Origin of the sequence: Paenibacillus sp. FSL H7-0716 (assembly GCF_038002705.1) — a bacterium.
GTDB classification, from domain to species: Bacteria; Bacillota; Bacilli; order Paenibacillales; family Paenibacillaceae; genus Paenibacillus_AQ; species Paenibacillus_AQ odorifer.
Genome location: NZ_JBBODA010000005.1, coordinates 24,252 through 43,850 on the forward strand (window position 1 = coordinate 24,252; position 19,599 = coordinate 43,850).

At 43.5% G+C, this 19,599-nt stretch carries 20 protein-coding genes and 1 pseudogene; 18 read left to right on the forward strand and 3 right to left on the reverse strand.

The window, feature by feature from the left end; genetic code table 11:
• Window positions 1-623 precede the first annotated feature (623 nt).
• The 4 genes from MHH60_RS08310 to MHH60_RS08325 all read left to right on the forward strand — a co-directional run bounded on the left by MHH60_RS08310 (window position 624) and on the right by MHH60_RS08325 (window position 4,138).
• The gene (locus tag MHH60_RS08310; RefSeq protein WP_232061299.1) at window positions 624-959 is read left to right on the forward strand and encodes a hypothetical protein; all 336 of its coding nucleotides are present in this window, start codon (window positions 624-626) and stop codon (window positions 957-959) included.
• Window positions 960-2,102: a DNA polymerase III subunit beta gene (gene dnaN / locus MHH60_RS08315; RefSeq protein WP_076135952.1), complete on the forward strand. Its 1,143-nt coding sequence runs from the start codon at window positions 960-962 to the stop codon at window positions 2,100-2,102. It abuts the gene before it with no gap.
• A gap of 527 nt (window positions 2,103-2,629) precedes the next feature.
• A complete protein-coding gene (locus tag MHH60_RS08320; protein ID WP_076135954.1) occupies window positions 2,630-3,514 on the forward strand; it encodes an EFR1 family ferrodoxin in 885 nt (294 codons plus the stop codon).
• Window positions 3,515-3,517: 3 nt separating this feature from the next.
• Window positions 3,518-4,138 carry a hypothetical protein gene (locus MHH60_RS08325; RefSeq protein WP_076135956.1) on the forward strand — a complete coding sequence of 207 codons (621 nt, stop codon included), beginning with the start codon at window positions 3,518-3,520 and terminating at the stop codon, window positions 4,136-4,138.
• Window positions 4,139-4,253: 115 nt separating this feature from the next.
• On the opposite strand, the gene MHH60_RS08330 is transcribed toward MHH60_RS08325, so the two are convergent.
• Window positions 4,254-4,871 carry a nitroreductase family protein gene (locus MHH60_RS08330; RefSeq protein ID WP_076135958.1) on the reverse strand — a complete coding sequence of 206 codons (618 nt, stop codon included), beginning with the start codon at window positions 4,869-4,871 and terminating at the stop codon, window positions 4,254-4,256.
• 221 nt (window positions 4,872-5,092) lie between these two features.
• Here MHH60_RS08330 and MHH60_RS08335 point away from each other — a divergent pair, with 221 nt between their 5' ends.
• The 6 genes from MHH60_RS08335 (at window position 5,093) to map (ending at window position 10,523) form a co-directional block, all read left to right on the forward strand.
• Window positions 5,093-5,935, forward strand: coding sequence for a DUF2785 domain-containing protein (locus tag MHH60_RS08335; RefSeq protein WP_076136162.1), 843 nt, complete (start codon window positions 5,093-5,095; stop codon window positions 5,933-5,935).
• Window positions 5,936-6,135: 200 nt separating this feature from the next.
• A complete protein-coding gene (locus MHH60_RS08340) occupies window positions 6,136-6,579 on the forward strand; it encodes a DUF1641 domain-containing protein (RefSeq protein WP_036685888.1) in 444 nt (147 codons plus the stop codon).
• A gap of 40 nt (window positions 6,580-6,619) precedes the next feature.
• Entirely contained in the window at window positions 6,620-7,798 is a 1,179-nt protein-coding gene (locus MHH60_RS08345; RefSeq protein WP_036685891.1) for an NAD(P)/FAD-dependent oxidoreductase, read from the forward strand.
• A 164-nt stretch (window positions 7,799-7,962) separates the two neighbouring features.
• Window positions 7,963-8,589, forward strand: a complete 627-nt coding sequence (locus MHH60_RS08350) for an SGNH/GDSL hydrolase family protein (protein ID WP_076135960.1) — start codon at window positions 7,963-7,965, stop codon at window positions 8,587-8,589.
• Window positions 8,590-8,757: 168 nt separating this feature from the next.
• Entirely contained in the window at window positions 8,758-9,744 is a 987-nt protein-coding gene (locus tag MHH60_RS08355; RefSeq protein WP_143766719.1) for a hypothetical protein, read from the forward strand.
• A gap of 32 nt (window positions 9,745-9,776) precedes the next feature.
• On the forward strand, window positions 9,777-10,523 hold the full coding sequence (map, locus tag MHH60_RS08360) for a type I methionyl aminopeptidase (RefSeq protein WP_076135964.1): 747 nt from the start codon (window positions 9,777-9,779) through the stop codon (window positions 10,521-10,523).
• 202 nt (window positions 10,524-10,725) lie between these two features.
• Here the strand turns inward: map and MHH60_RS08365 are convergent, their stop codons facing one another.
• The gene (locus tag MHH60_RS08365) at window positions 10,726-11,670 is read right to left on the reverse strand and encodes a hypothetical protein (protein ID WP_179088912.1); all 945 of its coding nucleotides are present in this window, start codon (window positions 11,668-11,670) and stop codon (window positions 10,726-10,728) included.
• Window positions 11,671-11,853: 183 nt separating this feature from the next.
• The gene (locus MHH60_RS08370) at window positions 11,854-12,840 is read right to left on the reverse strand and encodes a hypothetical protein (RefSeq protein WP_076135968.1); all 987 of its coding nucleotides are present in this window, start codon (window positions 12,838-12,840) and stop codon (window positions 11,854-11,856) included.
• A gap of 249 nt (window positions 12,841-13,089) precedes the next feature.
• Here MHH60_RS08370 and MHH60_RS08375 point away from each other — a divergent pair, with 249 nt between their 5' ends.
• From MHH60_RS08375 to MHH60_RS08405, 8 genes and pseudogenes are all read left to right on the forward strand, one after another.
• Entirely contained in the window at window positions 13,090-13,866 is a 777-nt protein-coding gene (locus MHH60_RS08375) for an electron transfer flavoprotein subunit beta/FixA family protein (RefSeq protein WP_204359579.1), read from the forward strand.
• Window positions 13,863-13,949, forward strand: a pseudogene (locus tag MHH60_RS33230) (4Fe-4S binding protein); the annotation flags it as partial. The gene MHH60_RS08375 and the pseudogene MHH60_RS33230, both read left to right, overlap by 4 nt.
• A 75-nt stretch (window positions 13,950-14,024) precedes the next feature.
• Window positions 14,025-15,065: an electron transfer flavoprotein subunit alpha/FixB family protein gene (locus MHH60_RS08380; RefSeq protein ID WP_232061300.1), complete on the forward strand. Its 1,041-nt coding sequence runs from the start codon at window positions 14,025-14,027 to the stop codon at window positions 15,063-15,065.
• Window positions 15,062-15,757 (forward strand): hypothetical protein, encoded by a 696-nt coding sequence (locus MHH60_RS08385; RefSeq protein ID WP_036685905.1) that lies wholly within the window; start codon window positions 15,062-15,064, stop codon window positions 15,755-15,757. Before MHH60_RS08380 ends, MHH60_RS08385 begins: the two co-directional genes overlap by 4 nt.
• A 26-nt stretch (window positions 15,758-15,783) precedes the next feature.
• Window positions 15,784-16,641 carry a hypothetical protein gene (locus MHH60_RS08390; RefSeq protein ID WP_076135974.1) on the forward strand — a complete coding sequence of 286 codons (858 nt, stop codon included), beginning with the start codon at window positions 15,784-15,786 and terminating at the stop codon, window positions 16,639-16,641.
• Between the two features lie 12 nt (window positions 16,642-16,653).
• Window positions 16,654-17,802 (forward strand): DegT/DnrJ/EryC1/StrS family aminotransferase, encoded by a 1,149-nt coding sequence (locus tag MHH60_RS08395; RefSeq protein ID WP_197740344.1) that lies wholly within the window; start codon window positions 16,654-16,656, stop codon window positions 17,800-17,802.
• A complete protein-coding gene (locus MHH60_RS08400) occupies window positions 17,799-18,806 on the forward strand; it encodes an ABC transporter ATP-binding protein (protein WP_036685909.1) in 1,008 nt (335 codons plus the stop codon). The genes MHH60_RS08395 and MHH60_RS08400 overlap by 4 nt, the downstream gene beginning before the upstream one ends.
• Entirely contained in the window at window positions 18,803-19,594 is a 792-nt protein-coding gene (locus MHH60_RS08405) for an ABC transporter permease (protein WP_038570104.1), read from the forward strand. Before MHH60_RS08400 ends, MHH60_RS08405 begins: the two co-directional genes overlap by 4 nt.
• Window positions 19,595-19,599 lie beyond the last annotated feature (5 nt).

Genomic DNA, 19,599 nt, shown 5'->3' on the forward strand with positions numbered 1-19,599 from the left:
TTGTAGGGAAAGGAGTCTTTGGAGATGGTGAGGGAGAGGGAGGAAGGTTGGGCTAGTGGCGGGATGAGGGTGAGTGAGAGGGGAAGAAGGTTTGGTGTAGTGGCATGATGAGGGTGAGTGAGAGGGGAGGAAGATTGGGTTAATGCATGATGAGGGTGAGTGCGTGTGCGTCTATGCGTGTGTCAGGGAGCGGGCAAACGGGATAGTTGCAGTTTATACACTTATTTGCAGGAGATAAGATGCTTAGTCACTTTTAGTTGCATTTGGTGCAGTTAAAAGAAGTCTTTTCACACTAATTTGTTAATATCGTTGAATTTAGTTGCAGAGAATACACTTATTTCGCTCGGGCAGCACAATGTATGGTTTATAGTTGTATAAAGTGCAATTAACTCATACATTCACAAACAAATTTAAGCAAAATAAAAAAACCATGGGTTAACGTTGCAATACCCAACTCATACCCAACTCAAACCAAACTCATGCCCAGCCCACCACACACTCCGATCTTTGGGGTGTTTTTTTTTGTGGTTAGAATTGTGGTGGATTAATGGCGATTATGGTATTATGAAATTAGTGGATATATTGATTTAAGTTACTAAATTCAAATATGGAGGTGTGAGGGATTGGGTGATCATAAATTCGAAGGCGAACACAAGGGGAGCAGTATTAGCGAAATTAAAGATAAAGTCACTAGCGATAGCGCAAGTAACAACGAGGATAAAGTCAAAGTAGGTGTAGCCACTAAAGACGGGCAGTTGGGGTTTCTTTTTACAAGGGGAGGTCTTCGGGAAGGTGCAGGGAGAAAAAGCACTGGTGTAACTAAAAAGGTATCTTTGACGTTATCTGAGGACGTTTGGCAGGAGATAGAGCAGGCTTGTGCGGATCAGAACGCGTCTCGCTCCCAAGTATTTCGGAACATTATTGAGGCGTATTTTGTAAAGGAATCTAAGGAGAGTTAGGTGAAGTCTTTGCTAATCCATGTATCAAAAGATTCTCTTAGTACCGCTTTACAGGCAGCATTAAAAGCCATATCCGCGAATAGTTCCTCACGTGTTCTATCTGGAATACTTATTCAAGCGCAAACTCAGGGTCTGATATTAACAGCCAGCAATATAAGAATGACCATTGAATATAAGCTCCCTGTGAAAATGGATTCGGTGGTTGTGCACAACACAGGTGAGATCGTAGTTCCCGCACGTTATTTTTATGAGATCATTCGTAAGCTTGATTCTGGACTAATTAGGCTGGAAATCGTAGAGTCATTCATTTTAAATATTCAATCAGGGAACACTCAATTTCGTTTATGTGGAATGGATGCAGCAGAGTTTCCGAGAATCCAATACATAGATCATCCAAATATTCAAAGGATAAGCATGAAGAACATTCTCTTGAAGCAAATATTTAAAAGAGTGGTTTTTGCGGTCTCTTCATCGGAAACCAGACCTGTGCTCACAGGAGTTTTGTTTCAAATAGATAAGCGAAATATTCGTGTAGTCGCCACTGATGGCATTCGCTTCGCCCAGCATGTTGTTGAAAGCGTAGAAGATTACGGGGCAATTCCTTTGGATGTTGTTATTCCGGGCAGCACCCTGGAGGATCTTTTAAAAATATTAAACGATGATGCAGACAGCAGCACCGAATTAGAAATAGGTACCAAGCAAATCAGGTTTATTTCTAATGGATTGAGGGTTCAGTCAGCTCTTTTAGAAGGAACTTATCCCTCTGTCAATAATTTAATCCCAAAAGCGTACCTCTCCGAAGTGGTTGTTAAGAAAGACCGCTTGTTACATGTGGTTGAACGTATTTCTATATTGGCTGGCGAGAGTGTTATGCTCAGCGTACGTCCTTCTAACACGTTAAGTTTAGTGTCCAAGATTGCAGAAATTGGGGATGTAAAAGAAGAGATTCCTTTGGAGCATCTGGAAGGTGATCATTTTCGAGTAGCATTTAACGGAAAATATTTCAGGGACATCCTTCGGGCGATCGATAGTGAGACGCTTAGAATCAGGTTCGCGGGAAAAGAAAGGCCGCTGGTGATCCTGCCTGTAGACGCATCTTCGTCCACACTTTTTTTAATTACTCCTGTGAGGACTCATGATTGAAGATTTGTTAATGTACAGTATTTGAGTAGATTTGGGTGAATAGCTGCAACTAAGTCCGAGCAATTGCTGAAAAGAACGACACCTGCCAAATTTGCTCCTAATCGTGCTGCCCGTTGTTTAAACTAGCTGTTTATGACTCAACCTATCCAAACCATGTGGAATTAGCTACCTATAGCTCAACCTATCTACTCCGTACACGAAATTAGTTACCTATTACTCAACCTAGCCGCCTACGCCTCGAAACCAGCTGCCTTTTACTCGAACTTGATCGTATCAGACCGTATTGCAGCTATTTCAGCGAATGGGTTCATTTTGCGAAGGTTTCGGACTGTATAGCTCTTATTGCCCTTGATTTGCGCAGAAAAGGAGCACATTTGAACGAATAACTGCAACTGAGTCCGATAGTGTGGCAAAACGAGCGGAATCATGGAAATAAGGGCAACTGAGTCCGAAACAGCCTAAACCCATTACAACTTCACAGCTTTCCCAGACGGCAATGAGGTATATTTGATCTGGGAGGGGATGGAATGCATAATGCAAAGACGGCCATATTTTATTTCTCAGGTACGGGCAATACGGAGATTATCGCTAAGCAATTTGCTGAAAGGCTAAGAAGTAAAGGGCAAGACGTAGATTTGTTTAGAGTGGAAGATATTATTAATGGCACTCGTTCTGTTGAATATGAAGCTTACGATCTTATAGGTATTGGTCATCCGGTTCTAGGCTTTGGCGCTTCCGGCTTTGTTGAACGTTTTGCAGAAGGGCTGCCTGATTGTAATGGAACCCCGGCATTTGTATTCAAAACGGCATCCTCTCCACACTATATCAATAACGGTGCTTCGAATACGGTGCTTCGTTCTTTGCGTGGGAAGGGATATAATCCTTTTCACAATTCGATTTTGGCGATGCCATGTAATTTTTATATCAAATATGATGACAGGTTGAATAAGCAGTTGTACCAAGCCGCACAGCGTAAGGTGGAATTGTTTGCAGAGGAAATCGTAAACCGGACATCACGAAATCTGCCGATTCACCCTGTGTTGGAGCGGGTTCTGAGAACAGTATATTATTGTGAGGAACACCAAGGGGGAAAATACTTCGCCAAAGGATTGCGTACAACGGACGCTTGCACACTATGTTTAAAATGTGTCAGCAACTGTCCAACATCCAATATTAGTAGCGGCGTAGAAGGAATTGTTTTCAGTCAAAATTGTTTATTATGTATGCGTTGTGTTTATTCTTGTCCTCAGAAGGCGATCCAAGCGACACGACTGAAGGCTAGCGTAGTAGATCCCTATACTGGAGGTCCGAATCTTCATAAACTAATGAAGGATTCTGCGAATGATGGACGGTTTGTTACTCCCAAATCCAAGGGCTACTACAAGCATTTTATTAAGTATTTGGAGGAATGACATATGAATCTGTTTCGGATGGGATCGAAGCCACTGGGGATTGAGCGGATCAGCACATTTTTGGAGGATAATTATGTGAGTATCGGCTACCCCGGAATAGGGGATCTGGAGAATCTAAGCACAGAGGAACTTCGTGATCGATTGATTGGCACATACCAACATAGTGAGTTGGAGCTTATGCAACATCTGCAGGCCCTTCAGCTATTTGTACATACGATGCAAGATGGAGATTATGTGCTGGTGGCCGATGGAGATTGGGTACATCTCGGGGACCTCGGAGATTATTTTTACAACGCGTTAACTGATAATGTTGACGAAGGTACATGCCATCGGCGTGGTGTAACGTGGTTGAAAAGTCTGCCGATTTCTGAACTAAACACAGGCGTGCGGGAGTTATTTAATCAAAGTGCACCGGTTGTACAATATGAGGGTCCAAAACCAAGCGCTCGCTTGGATTTGTGGATTACAGGTGTTGCTGCTAATGTACAAGAAGTGAATAGTCCGCTGGAATTGGATGAGGAGACGCTCTCTAAGGCGCTTAATATTTTGAAAAATGCTTTGATTTGTGATGACTCCGAACGACGGGAACGAGCAGCGATTGCCATTTTACAATATGCGAAGTAGAGCCTCTCTTATATATCGGGCACACGGTTCATTATCTTCATGATGATGAGTTCCAATTAAAAAAAATGTTCCACCCGCCACTTCCCTCGGATGGAACGTTTTGCTGTATCTATAATCAGATGAATTCAACGAATTCGTTGACTGGCTTACGGTAGCCGCGGGGTCTGATTTTATGTTTTTTGTCTTTGCCGATCGTGATCAGCATAACAGGTACCATATGATCCGGCAGATTCAAGGTGGATTGGATAGCATCAGCATCGAAGCCGATCATCGGGCAGGTATCCCAGCCTTTATCTTTGGCGATCAGCATAAAGTGCATGGCCGAGAGAGAGGCATTACGTATTGCTTCATCTCTTTGAAAAGCATCCTTATCAATGTAAGCATTGTTAATCATCTCTATCTGCTCATCATATTCCTCTTGTGACATCGCTCCTAAAGCTTTAAGCCCGCCATAGATTTCTGGAGCCTGCTTATAAGCATGCTTATCTCCTAGCACTACAATAACTGCTGAAGCAGTATGGATTTTATATTGGCCGTAAGCCGCTTCGCGAATTTCTTCTTTTAAACTCTCGTTAGATATCACTTTGTAATTTGTATGCTGTAGATTATAGGCCGATGGTGCCAATCTGGCGTAAGAGAACATTTCCTCTAATTCATTCTGAGGGATGATGACTCCTTCCACAAAATTCATTGCGGATCTGCGGGACTGAATCAAGTCTGTAAAAGCGCTCATAAGTATTCCTCCGTTGTGTATGTATTCGGTTGTAAAATATAAACACCTGATATTTATAAATGAACTAACTAAATGTTACTAACTCAAAATAACACAGCCTATAAAATTCGTCAATGATAAAATTTATAGAATTTAATCTTGAATACCCTGTTGTCAAAAAATAGGACATAAATTAGGATATTAGGATATGTAGAAACACAGTGGATGAAAGGGTGGATAAATTGATTAATAGTAGAGAACAATTGATGATAGATTTGCAAAGAATCGAAGAGAATGACTACGAGCTTAGAAGTGGAGAGGACATAAAGGATTATGTGAAGTTGATGCTTGAGCATATAGGAGATCCCGAGTCTGTACTGCGTGATGAATTGATTTATTCCACATTCTACAAATGGATTAATGAGAAACATTGGTTTAATGATGTTGAGATTCGTGAACTGCTGTGGATACTTCTTGACGAGCAGCATCTGTTTTATCACATTGGGAATAAAGAAGATCTGACGGTGTATACAAGAACATTTTCTGTATTGGTTGTTGCTCTTATTCTCCAGCGGCATAGGGAAAAGGCTATATTGGATAGCACTGAATTTATAAAGGTGAAGCAGGGTTTGATTCGTTATTATGAGGAAGAACGGGACTTAAGAGGTTATATGGAAAAAGAAGGCTGGGCACACGCAGCAGCCCATGGCGCAGACGCCTTGGATGAGCTGGTTTTATGCTCGGAGAGTGATACCGCGGTTAGAGAAGAGGTTCTGACAGTTATTCAAAAGATGCTTTATAACGATCAATACATATTCAGGGAGGAAGAAGATGAAAGAATTGCTACTATTTTAGTGACAATCATCGATCATCATTTACTTCCACAGCAGTCTATAACCGATTGGATTCTCGACTTGGCGCAGTGTGGCAGTTGGCCTAGAAGCCACAGCCAGTACGTTACTCGAATAAATACAAAGAACTTCCTGCGTTCTCTTTATTTCAGGTTACTTCTAACAGAGAAGAATATGGACATTGTAGATGTTTTATTGAAAACTGAGAAGAATTTGAATGAATTTGTACATTAATTCACTCAAACGGTTTTAATTAACACTAGTAATTTAAAGAATTCATTATAATGTAATAAAAATCACAAAATTTTATGGAAATTCAAAAACTTTGTGACATTTATAACTTGATAAGTGCTATAATAGAAATATGGCGTTAAAAGTTCTTATGTTTTTCATTACTATTAAGCAGCAAAGCTTATTGCAGAGGAGATTTGGATATGTCAGAATCAATCACTCAAACACAACCTGAACAAGAATCACCAAAAGTAGCTGTTAGCAAGGAACAAATGGATGTTCTAGAGCAGCTCTTGAAACCAGAAGTTCAGGAATCATTAACAGTCTTGGTGGAACAGCTGCCAAAATTAACTGAGCTTGTTGGCGTGCTTACAAAGTCCTATGACTTTGTGCAAACTGTCGCAGCGGATGATGTCTTGAAAAGTGATACGGTAAGTGCAATTAAAGAACTTGCTGAACCTGTAGTGCATTCCGCGAAGAATATGGCAGCTACAGTGATCGAAGCAAAAGATCGTGCGAATGAAAGTAACGAAGTTATTGGTCTTTTTGGTCTTATGAAGTTGTTGAAAGATCCGCAAGCGCAAAAGCTTTTCCGTTTCGTAAATGCATACCTTCAAGTTGCTGGAGAACGCAGTAAGCAGAAATAATCATTTTCATATCTTATACGTAAGGGACGGAGGAAACATCATGTCTAAACATATTGTCATTCTAGGAGCAGGTTATGGTGGTCTACTAAGCGCCTTAACCGTACGCAAATATCTCAAAAAAGATGAAGCTAAAATTACTGTAGTTAATCAGTATCCTACCCACCAAATCATTACAGAATTGCATCGTCTTGCAGCAGGTAGTGTTGCAGAGGGTGCTGTAGCTATGCCTCTAACTAAGCTTTTCGCAGGTAAAGATATTGACCTGAAAATCGCGAAGGTTAATTCATTTTCTGTGGAGAACAAACAAATTGTTCTTTCTGATGGTGTGACACTTACTTATGATGCGCTTGTTGTAGGTCTTGGCAGCACTACAGCTTATTTTGGCATTCCAGGGCTTGAACAATACAGTATGGTATTGAAATCAGCTGCAGATGCTAACAAAATTCATCAACATATTGAAGATCGTATTCGTGAATATGCGAAATCGAAAAATGAAGCAGATGCAAACATCCTGATCGGTGGCGGCGGCTTAACAGGTGTTGAGCTTGTTGGTGAAATCGCGGATGTATTGCCTACACTTACTAAAAAATATGGCGTTGATCCTAAAGAAATTAAGCTTATGCTCGTTGAAGCAGGTCCCAAAATCCTTCCAGTATTGCCAGATGCATTGATCGAACGTGCTGTAGCAAGCTTGGAAAAACGTGGTGTTCAATTCTTGACAGGTCTTCCTGTTACGAATGTAGAAGGCAATGCGATTGACTTGAAAGACGGTCAAAAAATTATTGCTAACACATTTGTATGGACTGGTGGCGTACAAGGAAATCCACTCATCGGCGAATCCGGTCTTGAAGTTAACCGCGGTCGTGCAACGGTGAATGAATTCTTGCAATCCACTTCCCACAAAGATGTATTCGTTGCTGGTGACAGCGCGGTGGTCTTTGCAGAAGATGGACGTCCTTACCCTCCAACTGCTCAAATCGCTTGGCAAATGGGTGAATTGATCGGATACAATCTGTATGCCTTCTTGAAAAATAAATCGTTTGAAAGCTTTAGTCCAATCAACTCTGGTACACTTGCTAGCTTAGGCCGTAAAGACGGTGTTGCCATCGTTGGTGCAAGTTCTACTCCATTAAAAGGCTTACCTGCAACTCTGATGAAGGAAGCAAGTAATATCCGTTACTTGTCCCACATTAAAGGATTGTTCAGCCTAGCGTACTAATATAGTTTAACCTTAAACCCTGCTCAAATCTGAGCGGGGTTTTTGTTATTGTTTTTTTAGTGAAATGTTTGCATTATTGATGTTTCACAGTAGGCTGTATTCATTGTATTTGATATAATAGATTGGGTTATATTAACAGAGGTAGTTAGAGGAGGATTTAATTTATGATATTCCAACAAAACGATGTCATTCTGTTTCAAGGGGACAGCATAACAGACTGGGGGCGTAATCATGAAGACGCTTCATCACTTGGAGTAGGTTATGCAATGATGGTCGCCGCTCGATTGGGGCATTTATATCCAGAGAAGAATCTTACTTTTTTTAACCGTGGTATTGGTGGTAACCGTATTGTTGATTTGCAGGGACGTTGGGATAAGGATTGCCTGGATTTGAAGCCGACGTGGGTATCCATTTATATTGGAATTAACGACACTTGGCGCCGTTTTGATTCTGGTGAAGAAACCACTCCCGAGCAGTTTGAAGCTTCGTATCGGGACCTGATCGAACGCACTCAGAAATCTTTAGCTGCTAAATTAGTGCTTATAGAGCCTTTTGTTTTGCCTGTACCGGAAGATCGTAGAACTTGGCGTCAGGATCTTGATCCTAAAATTCATATTGTCCGCGAGCTGGCACGTGAATATGGGGCGCCGCTGGTTCCGCTAGATGGACTTTTTGCAGCGGCTTCCGTAAAAGCAGAACCGGCTTACTGGGCATATGATGGAGTACATCCTACTCCTGCAGGTCATGCACTTATTGCGGATGCTTGGCTCAAAATGATGGGAGCAATCTAATCAATTGCCATTTTAAGACTAGAACCACGCTTTAATAAGCAGGTTGTAGTCTTTTTTTAATCGCGTGTTCGTAAAGTCGTTTTTATATATTTATAGACACTGTTATAATTGGAATATGCTTATGTATTGGAGGCGATTCGCATTAGGCGGTTAATATGGATAGCATCTTTGTTATTGGTCGTAGTGTTAAGCGGATGTAAAAGTGATTTGGGCTTCATCAATGCCAGATGGATCGAAGGCGTGTCGTTGACACCCGTCACAACTAGTGATCAGAAACAAGCGGATCGTCCTTTGCACTCAGAGAGCTTAACGCTAAAGGATTCTGTTTTGATCAAGACGATTGCGGAGGCTATGAACAAGAGTAAGAAATTTTCTGATGATCTGGATTGGGGTCCGGAATTTGAAATGAAGCTTGTTTATGGGGACGGCTATTCGGAAGGCTATTACATAGCGCTTGGAGATCAACTTGGACATGAAGGGATGTTTACTACAGCGGAGAACAGCAGTCAGGGCTACACGATTCCTGTAAAAAACTCTGACCAGTTAAGAAAGCTCATTTATGGAACAATCGATACAGAGAACATTGAACAGGCAGACCCTGTGGAGACTTCTGTCGAGGTAACAGGTCCAGTAACCCTATCACATAATGAACTGTCTCTGGTCACAGGCAGAGCGGGATTCTTAAATCTGCAACTGCTAGAGGGGACATATAGCGAAGATTGGACTACACCGAGTCCGTTAGCGGGAAGAAACTGGAGTGGCCGATTTAGGCTAGTAGTGACTGATGAGCATGGAAAAACGCTGAGTAGCTATCCGTTAAATGATCAATTTGTCCAGACCTTTAATGATTTTTTCCAGCTTCAGTTTGAGGATTATAATGGAGACGGTGATCCCGATTTTACGATCGGACAATATGGAACGAGTAACGGTTATTTCTACAAGCTTTTTACACTCAGAAGAAATAACGTGATAGAAGAATTGCCTATTAAACCTGAAAATCAGCTGTTTATCAGCAGTCCTGAGCGGTATTCCATAAAGCTAGATAAAGTTGATGAGCATAGCTTCAAGAGAAGTTACTACGATAACGCAGCAGGCAAACAAGTGGAAGATACTTTTCAGTGGGTAGGGAGTGCATTTCAGAGGCTGGACAAATGATTAATTCATGAAGTGAGAGGAATGTGTGTTGGATGACAAGTGATACGGTACAAGATTTAGAAGGGTTAAAAGCTATTGGGAAAGTGGTGGGCCACACCATCGCCGAGATGAAAAAAAAAGTAACCCCTGGGATGACGACTGCGGAGTTGGATCTTATTGGAGCTGAAATTCTGGAAAGCTTCGGAGCGTCCTCAGCCCCGAAGATAACTTATAATTTCCCGGGCAGCACCTGCATCAGTGTGAACGAAGAGGTTGCTCATGGTATTCCGGGTCCCAGAGTGATTCATGCAGGCGATTTGATCAACATTGATGTCTCTGCTGAGCTGAATGGGTATTATGGGGATGCTGGCGTTTCTTTTCAACTGCCGCCCTATAACGATGATATTCTGCGTTTATGCCGGAGTACTGAGGAAACCATGATGAGTGTGATTAATCATCTGCGGGCAGGGATGAAGGTTAACGAGATCGGCAGAATGATGGAACTTGAAGCTCGCAAACGCGGTTATAGAGTGGTGCGTAATCTGTGCAGCCATGGAATTGGCAAATCACTGCATGAGAAGCCTTTTGAAATTCTACCCTTCTATAATCCAAGAGTGACCACGGTGCTGAAGGAAGGACAAGTAATTACAATAGAGCCCTTCCTCTCGACTGGAGCGGACTATGTGGAGCAGCAATCGGATGGCTGGACGCTAAGTGTTGTAGATAACGGTCGGGTAGCGCAGTTTGAACATACGATTATCGTGACTAAAGGTGAGCCTATTATTCTGACTAGTGTGTAAGCCCGAATAGCGACTTAAAGGGGTGGAGGATGGAGGGGGATGGGGATAGGGGATATGAGCAATAGCCCTTACCCGGACCCTCCGTTCCTTCCATGTCGTTAGCGAAGTTGTTATTAGCCGTGATAAGTGGCAATGCGGTAAATACTTTAAAGAGACCTGTCTATTTGACAAGTCTCTTTTTTTCTAGGATGAGGCGTTACGTTTATATCCTATATTTGGCATAAATTATCGATGTTTTTTCAATGGAATGATAAAACAGGTCTTCCGCATGAAGGACATAGGCCATGTATTCTTCCATCTGGTCAGTAAGTGTAAATTCATTCATGATATACTGCCTGGTCATAACATTCCTTAAAAGTTCCCATTGTTCGATGCTTTTCCGGGCACAATGAATGACATCGCTGAGAGCATTAGGATTTGCTAAGGAATTCAGCAGCAACAGCAATACTTTTTTTCGATCTGAATGACGGGTGAGCGTCGTCCGGGTTAAAGAGTAAAGGTCATGGGGGCGGTTTGAAATCTTTGTATTGAGGATGAAACGTCCACTTGCAAACAGATTGTTCAGTTCCTGGATGGCTGATCGTCCGATATATTCCAGGCGTCTTTCGGTACAAGAGGGCGGCTTATAATAATTCGATAGTGCGGTTCTTAAAATGAGCGAGGCTCGGGCTGGCAATTCAGCAAGCTCATCTTGATTAGGATGCACTGTGAAACAGAAAAACTGCCGATTGTAGGCATCCATAAACGAAGTTTTGGCATCTTGACCGATATTTTTGTTATGCGGATAAGGCTTGAAATACTCTTTGTTGTAATTTATATAATTGTCCAAGAAATAAAAATCAGTTGCCGTCTGCCCTAGGATCAAAAATATATGCCCATCCACAATATGATCTGTTTCCAGAGCCGGGTTTAATTCAAATGTTCTATAAAAGGGGACTCGTTTCATTAACGTATTGACAAATACGACTTCGTTATTTGCTAACAGTGTCTCTATCGTCTGGATGGCTGCCTCTGCATTGTTGCTAAAAGTATGTTTATTAGCGACTGTTATATAATTCTCGGGATCTTTGATCTCGTTCAAGCTTAATTCAAACTGGTCACTGTCAGTATGGGTAACTAATTTCAGATTAAAATCATCTAAAAACATCTTGTACAATACGCTAGAGTCATTGACATACCTCTTTAGCATGAAAAAAATATTACGGGTATAGCAGTTTCCCAGTGACTGTACCTCTGCTATAGGCTCCCCTGCAGAATTATAGTAATATTCCATTTCTAACGTCTGCAACGTCTGCATAATTGTCCCTCCAACTGCTGCTAATTCTCCAATTCATCCCTTGGAGCCGAGCGCGCTTATTATTTCGCCCAATAATTTGGTTTCGTCTGTTTGTATGGTCAACAGAGAATGTTTGAGTGCGTCTAGCACCTTGGGGTCCATGGACAGATTATACCGAAGCACCATATTTCTGTTCAGAAGAGAGCGTTCTTCAAGCTCAGTACAACGCTCAATCCATCGGTCGCTTTGCAGCAGGAGTTTTATTTGTTGGAGATATTTAAGTCTTAAAACCATAAGCTTCTTATGCTCCCACAGCAAATGATAGGCTCTAATGTCAAGCTCAGGGTCATCTTCTTTAGGATGCTCCATTTGATAAATGAGGTGTTGGTACACACTTTGTCCATAGATGCTGGTAGTGGTATGGTTAATAAAATCGAATGAGCGCTTGGAGGATAGATATCGCTGCAAGCTGTCGACAATCTGTTCGACGTTTAAATCAAATTCTGCATCGATTTTGCTAAGCAAAGTTACACGCGTAATAAAATTTTCTTCCCCGGACGGATAGTCAAAGGCGGATTCCAGTTCGGAAAAGGTGCATTGAGCGGTCATAAATTTACCGCCCGTAATATTGTCCCGAATGCAGACTGTTTGGCGATCAAGATCGTAGCCGTAAATTAATGTCTCGTGAAAACGGTGCTCTTGGCCGAACTCCTGATATGCAGATATAAAGTACCGGTCGAGATGGCACCATACATAGCAATCGCCGTTGATAGAGTCTACTACAAAATCCGTAAAGGAAGACCACTTGGAAATGATGGTTCTAGGCAATATGAACTTATTGAGAAATGGGCAATAATCAACAAGAAGCTCATGATTGTCAAAAAAGTAAGTTTCCCAATCCGTTACATATCTCAGCTGAATGAAGTTGGAATAAACCCAGGGCCATATGCGGTTATCCGAAGAAATAATAGAAAACAAAGTCCCATAGGCGTTGGAAGTATTTATTAGTGGATCGGAAACGGGTAAAGTAATTTTACTCAATTTACACCTCCATATTCCCCTTGTATGTAAATGACAATGAAATAAATGACATTATTATACTATAATAATTGTTCGTTCCAATTATGTGATGATAATCATATTATGATAATAAAGGGAAATGGTAATCTGGCGAAGAATAGTACTTTTGGAAACATTTTGGCATACGTTTCTCTGGTAAAAAAAGCTGCAGAATATGATGGGGGGAGCGATATATTGCGAATAGTGGTTTGTTTAAAGTTTATTGCACACGTGAACAAAAACAATGTGCGTGGTATTGATGAAGGCCGTAAGATCTCGGCCACACCACCACCGAAGGCAACCTTTGAGCTAAACTATCCGGACCGGCAAGCCATCCATGTAGCATTGGAGCTGAAGAATAGCTGTAATGCTAATGTAACTCTTATTTCCATGGCCCCTCCCGGTTGTAAAACGGTTCTGCAGGAGTTTATGGGTTATGGGATCGATGAGGCTGTCCTGCTCAGCGACGCTTCTTTTGCCGGTTCGGATACATTGGCGACATCGCTGGTACTGGCTCGTGCTGTTGAGAAGCTTGGTGGATGTGATCTGGTTCTGACCGGCAGCCATTCAACCGACAGCGATACCGGTCAGGTAGGTCCGGGTATCGGCGAGTATCTAGATATCCCCCACGCGATAAATGTAACACGGTTTGAGGATATTTCGACTGATGAGGTATTGTTCCACCGCCAGCATGACGAAGGGGTAACAACCAGACAGTCTTGCCGGCTTCCGGCAGTATTGAGTATTGGTGGAATGACAGCCGTCTCTGAGTTGAAACCGCTAACAATTGCTGCCAAATTGCATGCCAGAACCAAGGATATTCTGGTATGGTCCTGTCATGACCTTGGCCTTGACCCACAGACGGTTGGTTTGGCAGGCTCGGCTACTGAAGTAGTTTCAGTGTACGAACAGCACTCCGAAAGAAAGGGGATTTTGCTGGAAAGCGATGAATGTCTACGGGTATTGGAGCCGATAATCAGCAAAATCAGCGAGGTTAGAAGTGGATGATTAGGATTGATCAGGAACAATGCACATATTGCCTCCTGTGTTTAAAACGCTGTCCCGCCGCTGCAATCAAGGATGAAGATGAGGGCTTGCGTATCGACGTTGCGGCATGTACTTATTGCTCAGTCTGCACGTCTTGCTGTCCTAACCAAGCCATTATAATGAAAGACAGGGCACAGGAGACCAGACAACCGTACCCTGAGCATGAGGGTATTTGCCTTGTTGTGGAACATGCTGAGGGCGCTCTCTCTTCATATTTTCCGGAACTGGTTACCGCAGCAAAACAGCTGCAGGCTATGAGAGCCCAGCGCATTTACGCTTTGGTGGTCGGAGAGCGTATAGAAGACCTAGCCCAGCGTCTGCTTCAGTGGGGAGTAGATGAGGTGTGGATGGTGAACAAACCGGGAATACAGCGTTACGCCGAAGATATTCATTATAATTTGATTTCTGCGGTGCTCCGGGATCAAAGACCGTCTGTCGTGCTAGGTATGGCCACCGCATGGGGAAGGTCTATTTTCCCCAGAGTCGCAGTCCGCCTGCGGACGGGGCTATGCGCCGATTGCATCGATTTGAAGATGAGACCGGATCACGGGGATTTTATTATTACCAGACCGACGCAAATGGGCGAGCAATTCGCTGAGATAAAAATACCGGCAAGACGGCCGCAAATGGCAACTGTAAAAACCAATTTTTATTCCGCTGCTGAGACCGCACACGTCGCGCAGGGCAAGATTGTTGATCTAAGCTCCCTGTATTCTTGCTCTTCCTCAGTCCTGCAGTTTATGGGAGTAATTGAAGAAGCCGCGGGCAAGGAGAACATCGAGACTACAGAAATTATTGTTGCTGCCGGGAGAGGCATTCAAAACGCAGACAATCTTCGTTTAATCTATGCGCTCGCCGATGCGCTTGGGGGGAAAGTAGCGGTTACCAGACCGCTTGTAGAATGTGGATGGATGGATAGTATGCATCAAGTCGGACTGACAGGTAAAATGGTCAAGCCCAAACTGTACATCGCCTGCGGAGTGTCTGGGGCAGTGCAGCATAAGGTTGGGATGCATCATTCGGAGACGATAATTGCAATAAATACGGATCGCAATGCACCTATCTTTGATTACTCCACATATGGGATCGTAGGCGATCTTTTTACAGTCATACCTGAAATATTGTCGGCATTGAACACAGTACAGGAGGTTGGGCGATGATTGAGAAGGAGCTATTAAGACAACAAACGCTGCATACGATTGGCGTCATGCTCGATGAGCACTTGCTTCAGAAGGAGGATATGTTCAGGTTTCAAAGCGATGTCCACGACACATATTCTCCGGAATACATCCGGAGCGAGATGGAGAATTGGTACAGAACATTAGGAATCGAATATATCATCCAGCGAAAATTTTCACTTCGGATGCCGCAGTTTACGAGAGAAGAATTAGAAGAAGCGGACCGAAGAAACGAGATCATTTTATGTGTTCCCCAAGGCGTCAGCCGCAAGCAATTAGGCTGCTTGTTTAATATCCGCAATTGGGCGCTGGAGAGTGAACTGGTCGCAGCAACTCCGGAAATCGAGGATTTCTGGTTCACCGTTCCGCGGACAACCGAACCGGATATGCTGGATCGGACGGCTGTGGAAATACAGCGTACATACAAGAAAACCGGAAAATTGGGAATGAGTCTGGAGCGGTATCTGGTATTTGTCGCCCGCATGAGGCATCTGACAGGACAAACACCGGATATAAGGACAAAGATGTGGATTACCAACGGCAAATATGAAGGAAAGGCGATGCTTGTGGTTGGTTTCGACTCGGCTGGCGAGTTTACAGCACATGGCTGGATGCCGAATTTCCACTCGCCTATGGTGGGCGGACGTTATACCTGGATACCTGACCATATATAAACAGTAAGGAGACGGTTATTTCGGCTATGTACAATAAGTTCACTGAATCGGGGCCTCAGCCTAGTGTACACTTCACCGCTGCTCGCAAGGCGGAACCGGGTCCTAATGAATTGTTCATTACCAACCGTTTTACTTTAACGGGAACGGTAAAGGACCCATCCTGCTTGCAGCTTTTTCATGGGGCATGCCATTTACCAGGGCATTATCCTTACTCCAGTGTCGGAGTAGTGACTAAAGCGGGGCTTGGAGCAGAGCATCGCGTAGGCCAAGCTCTTGTGTTTTCTCCTCATTATACAAAGGATGTATGTGTCCCTCTGCACAGTGGGGTGGATGGTCAGATCTTTATTTCCAACGACTTAGACCCTGTGACAGCTGCGTTTGTTCCTATGTTTTGTGTGGCACTAAATGTGTGTGAAGAGCTGGCAGATGAAGGCATTAAAACGGTGGAACTGTGGGGAATGGGACTGCTAGGAAAGCTTTTATTAAGGTTGCTTGAGCAGGATGAAGATTTGAGCTTCAGTGTTGAAAAGAAGGAGGCCAAGGATGAGATTTGGGCCGGGTTAAACAGCGGTGTGTGGGACTGCGAGGAGAGAGCCATTGTTGCACTTGATTCGGACCTGCTCTCGCAGGTTCAACGGCATTCGGCTTTAAAAAACCATCCACCAGACCACCACATACAATTTATTGATCTGACAAGACCTGGAATACTTAAGGAATCCATAACGCATGACCGTATTCAGGAAATCTCCCGCAGAATTGGGAAGCAAGAGCTTGAAGTAACCAGCCTAATCGCCCAACATATTCATGCGGAACATATGGAGCAATTTATCAGGCAAGCGGAGGAAGGCTTTTTTGAAGGGAAAACTGTAGTCTATGACTGGTAGAGGAGGTTCGTCATGCAGTTGATACAAGGTGTTATGGATGTACCCGCACTCGATATTGCATTTTCTGAGCAGGAGCGGCGTATCATTATGGAGCGAATTGATGATTGTCTGTCGAGAGGAGCGTTGAGTCAGGGTAGGTATGTACAGGAGCTGGAGGAACGTTTTGCCCGGTATGTAGGAGTTACTCATGCCATTGCGGTTAATTCGGGTACAAGTGCGATTGAAGCGGTAATGAGAGTGCTCGAAGTAAAGGGGCAGGAAGTGCTGGTTCCGGCAAATACGTTTATTGCCACGGCTTCCAGTGTCCTGTTTGCCGGAGGGCATGTTCGCCTTGTTGATATTGATCCCCGTACATTTTCGGTGTCGCTGGCTGAAATAAAGAAGCAGGCCACGAGTCGTACCCGAGGGGTTATTATCGTACATATTGGCGGAATTGTTACACCGGAGATTGAAGAAATCAGGCAATGGTGCGATGAGCAGGGGCTCTGGTTATTTGAAGATGCCGCTCATGCACATGGCAGCAGGATGGCCGGAAAAGGTGCGGGAGCTTTCGGAATTGCCGGAAGTTATTCCTTTTTTGCCACGAAAATCATTACCTCGGGGGAAGGAGGGATCATTGTCACAAACGATCATTCAATGGCTGAGAAGCTAAGAATGTTCCGCAATCATGGCAAGCCCCAGCCTTGGGAGACTTACCACACCTCGCTTGGCAACAATTATCGAATGAGTGATATCACAGCAACGATAGCGCTTACCCAGTTTGAGCGGCTCGACGCGATCATTGAACAACGGGAAGCGATCGCCAACCGTTATACTTCCTTCTTTACGAAAAATCTTCCTGATTTCGAGATTGTGATGCCGCAGGACAGATGTAGTTGGTATAAGTACATTGTTATAGTGCCTTTAGACGTTGACAGTTCCGATTTGAAGGACAGACTCAAGGAGAAAGGTGTTTCGCTCCAAGGGGAGGTATATGCAACGCCGCTTCATAGGCAGCCGATCGCTGCTTCTCTACAGTTCAGTGGGGAATATCCGCTAGCGGATGATTATTGTCGGCGTCATATCTGCTTGCCGATTTATCCCAATTTGACTGATCAGCAGATCGATTATGTTTTGGCTGTATTCTTAAGTGTGGTCGCAGAGTTAAGGGGGCAGCAATGAACGAGGGCATTATTATTGATAATCTGAGAAAGGTCTATCGCGTCCCTGTAAGAGAACATGGGTTAAAGCATGCGTTCAAAAGTCTGATCAAAATGGAATACAACGAAGTTGAGGCGGTAAAAGGTATCGACCTCAGGGTTGAGCCGGGAGAAATTGTTGGGTTCATCGGACCTAACGGCGCGGGAAAGACAACCACGCTGAAGATGCTCTCCGGTATCCTGTATCCGACATCAGGCAACATTTCCGTCTATGGCTTCAAACCTTGGGAACGCCAACATAAGTTTCTGCGCAACATCAGTATGGTAATGGGGAACAAATCGACGTTAACCTGGGATATTACGGTCGAGGACTCTTTCTTTGTGATGAAGGAAATATACGGAGTCTCTGATGCTGATTTTAAACAAAGACTCAATGAGCTAAAAGAACTGCTGGATATAGGGCATCTGCTTAAGAATCAGGCGCGGAATCTCTCTTTGGGAGAACGCTCCAAGTGTGAATTAACAGCAGCGTTGTTACACCAGCCACGTGTATTGTTTTTGGATGAGCCTACTTTAGGGCTGGATGTCAGCATGCAGCTGCGGCTTCGCAGTTTTATCAAGGAGTATAACCAAAAACATGAGACAACCATCCTGCTTACCAGTCACTATATGGAGGATATTTCTTCCCTTTGTAAACGGGTTGTGCTGATCAATCAAGGCAAGCTGTTATACGACGGATCTCTGGAGCAGCTGAGCGGTAAAATAGCTCCCTACCGCATTCTTAAAGTCAGTTTTATGGATGAAGACGTAACGGGCACAATTGAAGAGCTAAAGGAGAAGTTTACTGACAGCTTGCAGGTCATGGAGCTTGCGGAAAGCTACGTATTGTTTAAGATTCAGAAGGAAGCTGTACCTGAGATTGTTTCAGAAATCTTTAATAGCTATTGCATTGGAAATGTAACAATCAATGATGCTCCAATCGATTCGGTAATTGATGAAGTGTATCGAGAGGGGAGGCTCCTTTGAATTTTCGCGGAGGCTTTGCGCTGATACGTAGGACTATGTTCGGGTTTATGGCTGAAAAAGGTTTTTTCTGGACATTGACGCTTGGTTGGATGATGGGACCTATCATCTATATGTTTGTTTGGACCGTTGCTGCGGGAGATGGAAGCATAACCGGGTTCACTCAGCAGGATTTTGTGAGGTATTATATTCTGTTAATTCTTGTGAATCAGCTGACCTACCCTACCTCACACTGGACGGTCGGCGATCAAATCTATGGCGGCAAGATGTCGATTGTATTGTTGAGGCCGATATCGCCTTTTTACGATGTGGTTGCATCAGATTTGGCTGTCAAAATCGTCTGTATGCCTTTTGTTATATTTGTTGCCGGTGTGGCTGCCATTTTTTTGAACTTCAGACTGGCTATATCCGGTCTGGACTTGCTGGTGGCCGTTTATCTTCTTCTCATGGCTCAAATCATCAGATTTATGCTGGCCTATACACTTTCCCTGTTTGCATTTTTCACCAATAAAATCAAGTCCTTGCTTTCTATTAATGACACCCTGGTATTTTTGCTGGCCGGACAGGTAGCGCCTTCGTCGTTGCTTCCGGGATTTATGCAGGATATCTCGGATTATTTGCCTTTTCAATATATGATCAGCTTTCCGATAGAGTTTTCCCTTGGAAAGTTGGATCATTCACAGCTTGTTTTTGGCATAATTGTTCAATTCATTTGGGCGGTCGTTATCATATTATGTAACCGTTTAGTGTGGAAAAAAGGGATTCGTGCATACATGGCCGTGGGAGGGTAGGGAAC

Coding starts and splice junctions, on each gene's coding strand:
- MHH60_RS08320 (WP_076135954.1), top strand. CDS start 2,630: ATGCATAATGCAAAGACGGCCATATTTTATTTCTCAGGTACGGGCAAT.
- MHH60_RS08325 (WP_076135956.1), top strand. CDS start 3,518: ATGAATCTGTTTCGGATGGGATCGAAGCCACTGGGGATTGAGCGGATC.
- MHH60_RS08330 (WP_076135958.1), bottom strand. CDS start 4,871: ATGAGCGCTTTTACAGACTTGATTCAGTCCCGCAGATCCGCAATGAAT.
- MHH60_RS08340 (WP_036685888.1), top strand. CDS start 6,136: ATGTCAGAATCAATCACTCAAACACAACCTGAACAAGAATCACCAAAA.
- MHH60_RS08345 (WP_036685891.1), top strand. CDS start 6,620: ATGTCTAAACATATTGTCATTCTAGGAGCAGGTTATGGTGGTCTACTA.
- MHH60_RS08350 (WP_076135960.1), top strand. CDS start 7,963: ATGATATTCCAACAAAACGATGTCATTCTGTTTCAAGGGGACAGCATA.
- map (WP_076135964.1), top strand. CDS start 9,777: ATGACAAGTGATACGGTACAAGATTTAGAAGGGTTAAAAGCTATTGGG.
- MHH60_RS08365 (WP_179088912.1), bottom strand. CDS start 11,670: ATGTTTTTAGATGATTTTAATCTGAAATTAGTTACCCATACTGACAGT.
- MHH60_RS08380 (WP_232061300.1), top strand. CDS start 14,025: ATGAAAGACAGGGCACAGGAGACCAGACAACCGTACCCTGAGCATGAG.
- MHH60_RS08385 (WP_036685905.1), top strand. CDS start 15,062: ATGATTGAGAAGGAGCTATTAAGACAACAAACGCTGCATACGATTGGC.
- MHH60_RS08390 (WP_076135974.1), top strand. CDS start 15,784: ATGTACAATAAGTTCACTGAATCGGGGCCTCAGCCTAGTGTACACTTC.
- MHH60_RS08395 (WP_197740344.1), top strand. CDS start 16,654: ATGCAGTTGATACAAGGTGTTATGGATGTACCCGCACTCGATATTGCA.
- MHH60_RS08400 (WP_036685909.1), top strand. CDS start 17,799: ATGAACGAGGGCATTATTATTGATAATCTGAGAAAGGTCTATCGCGTC.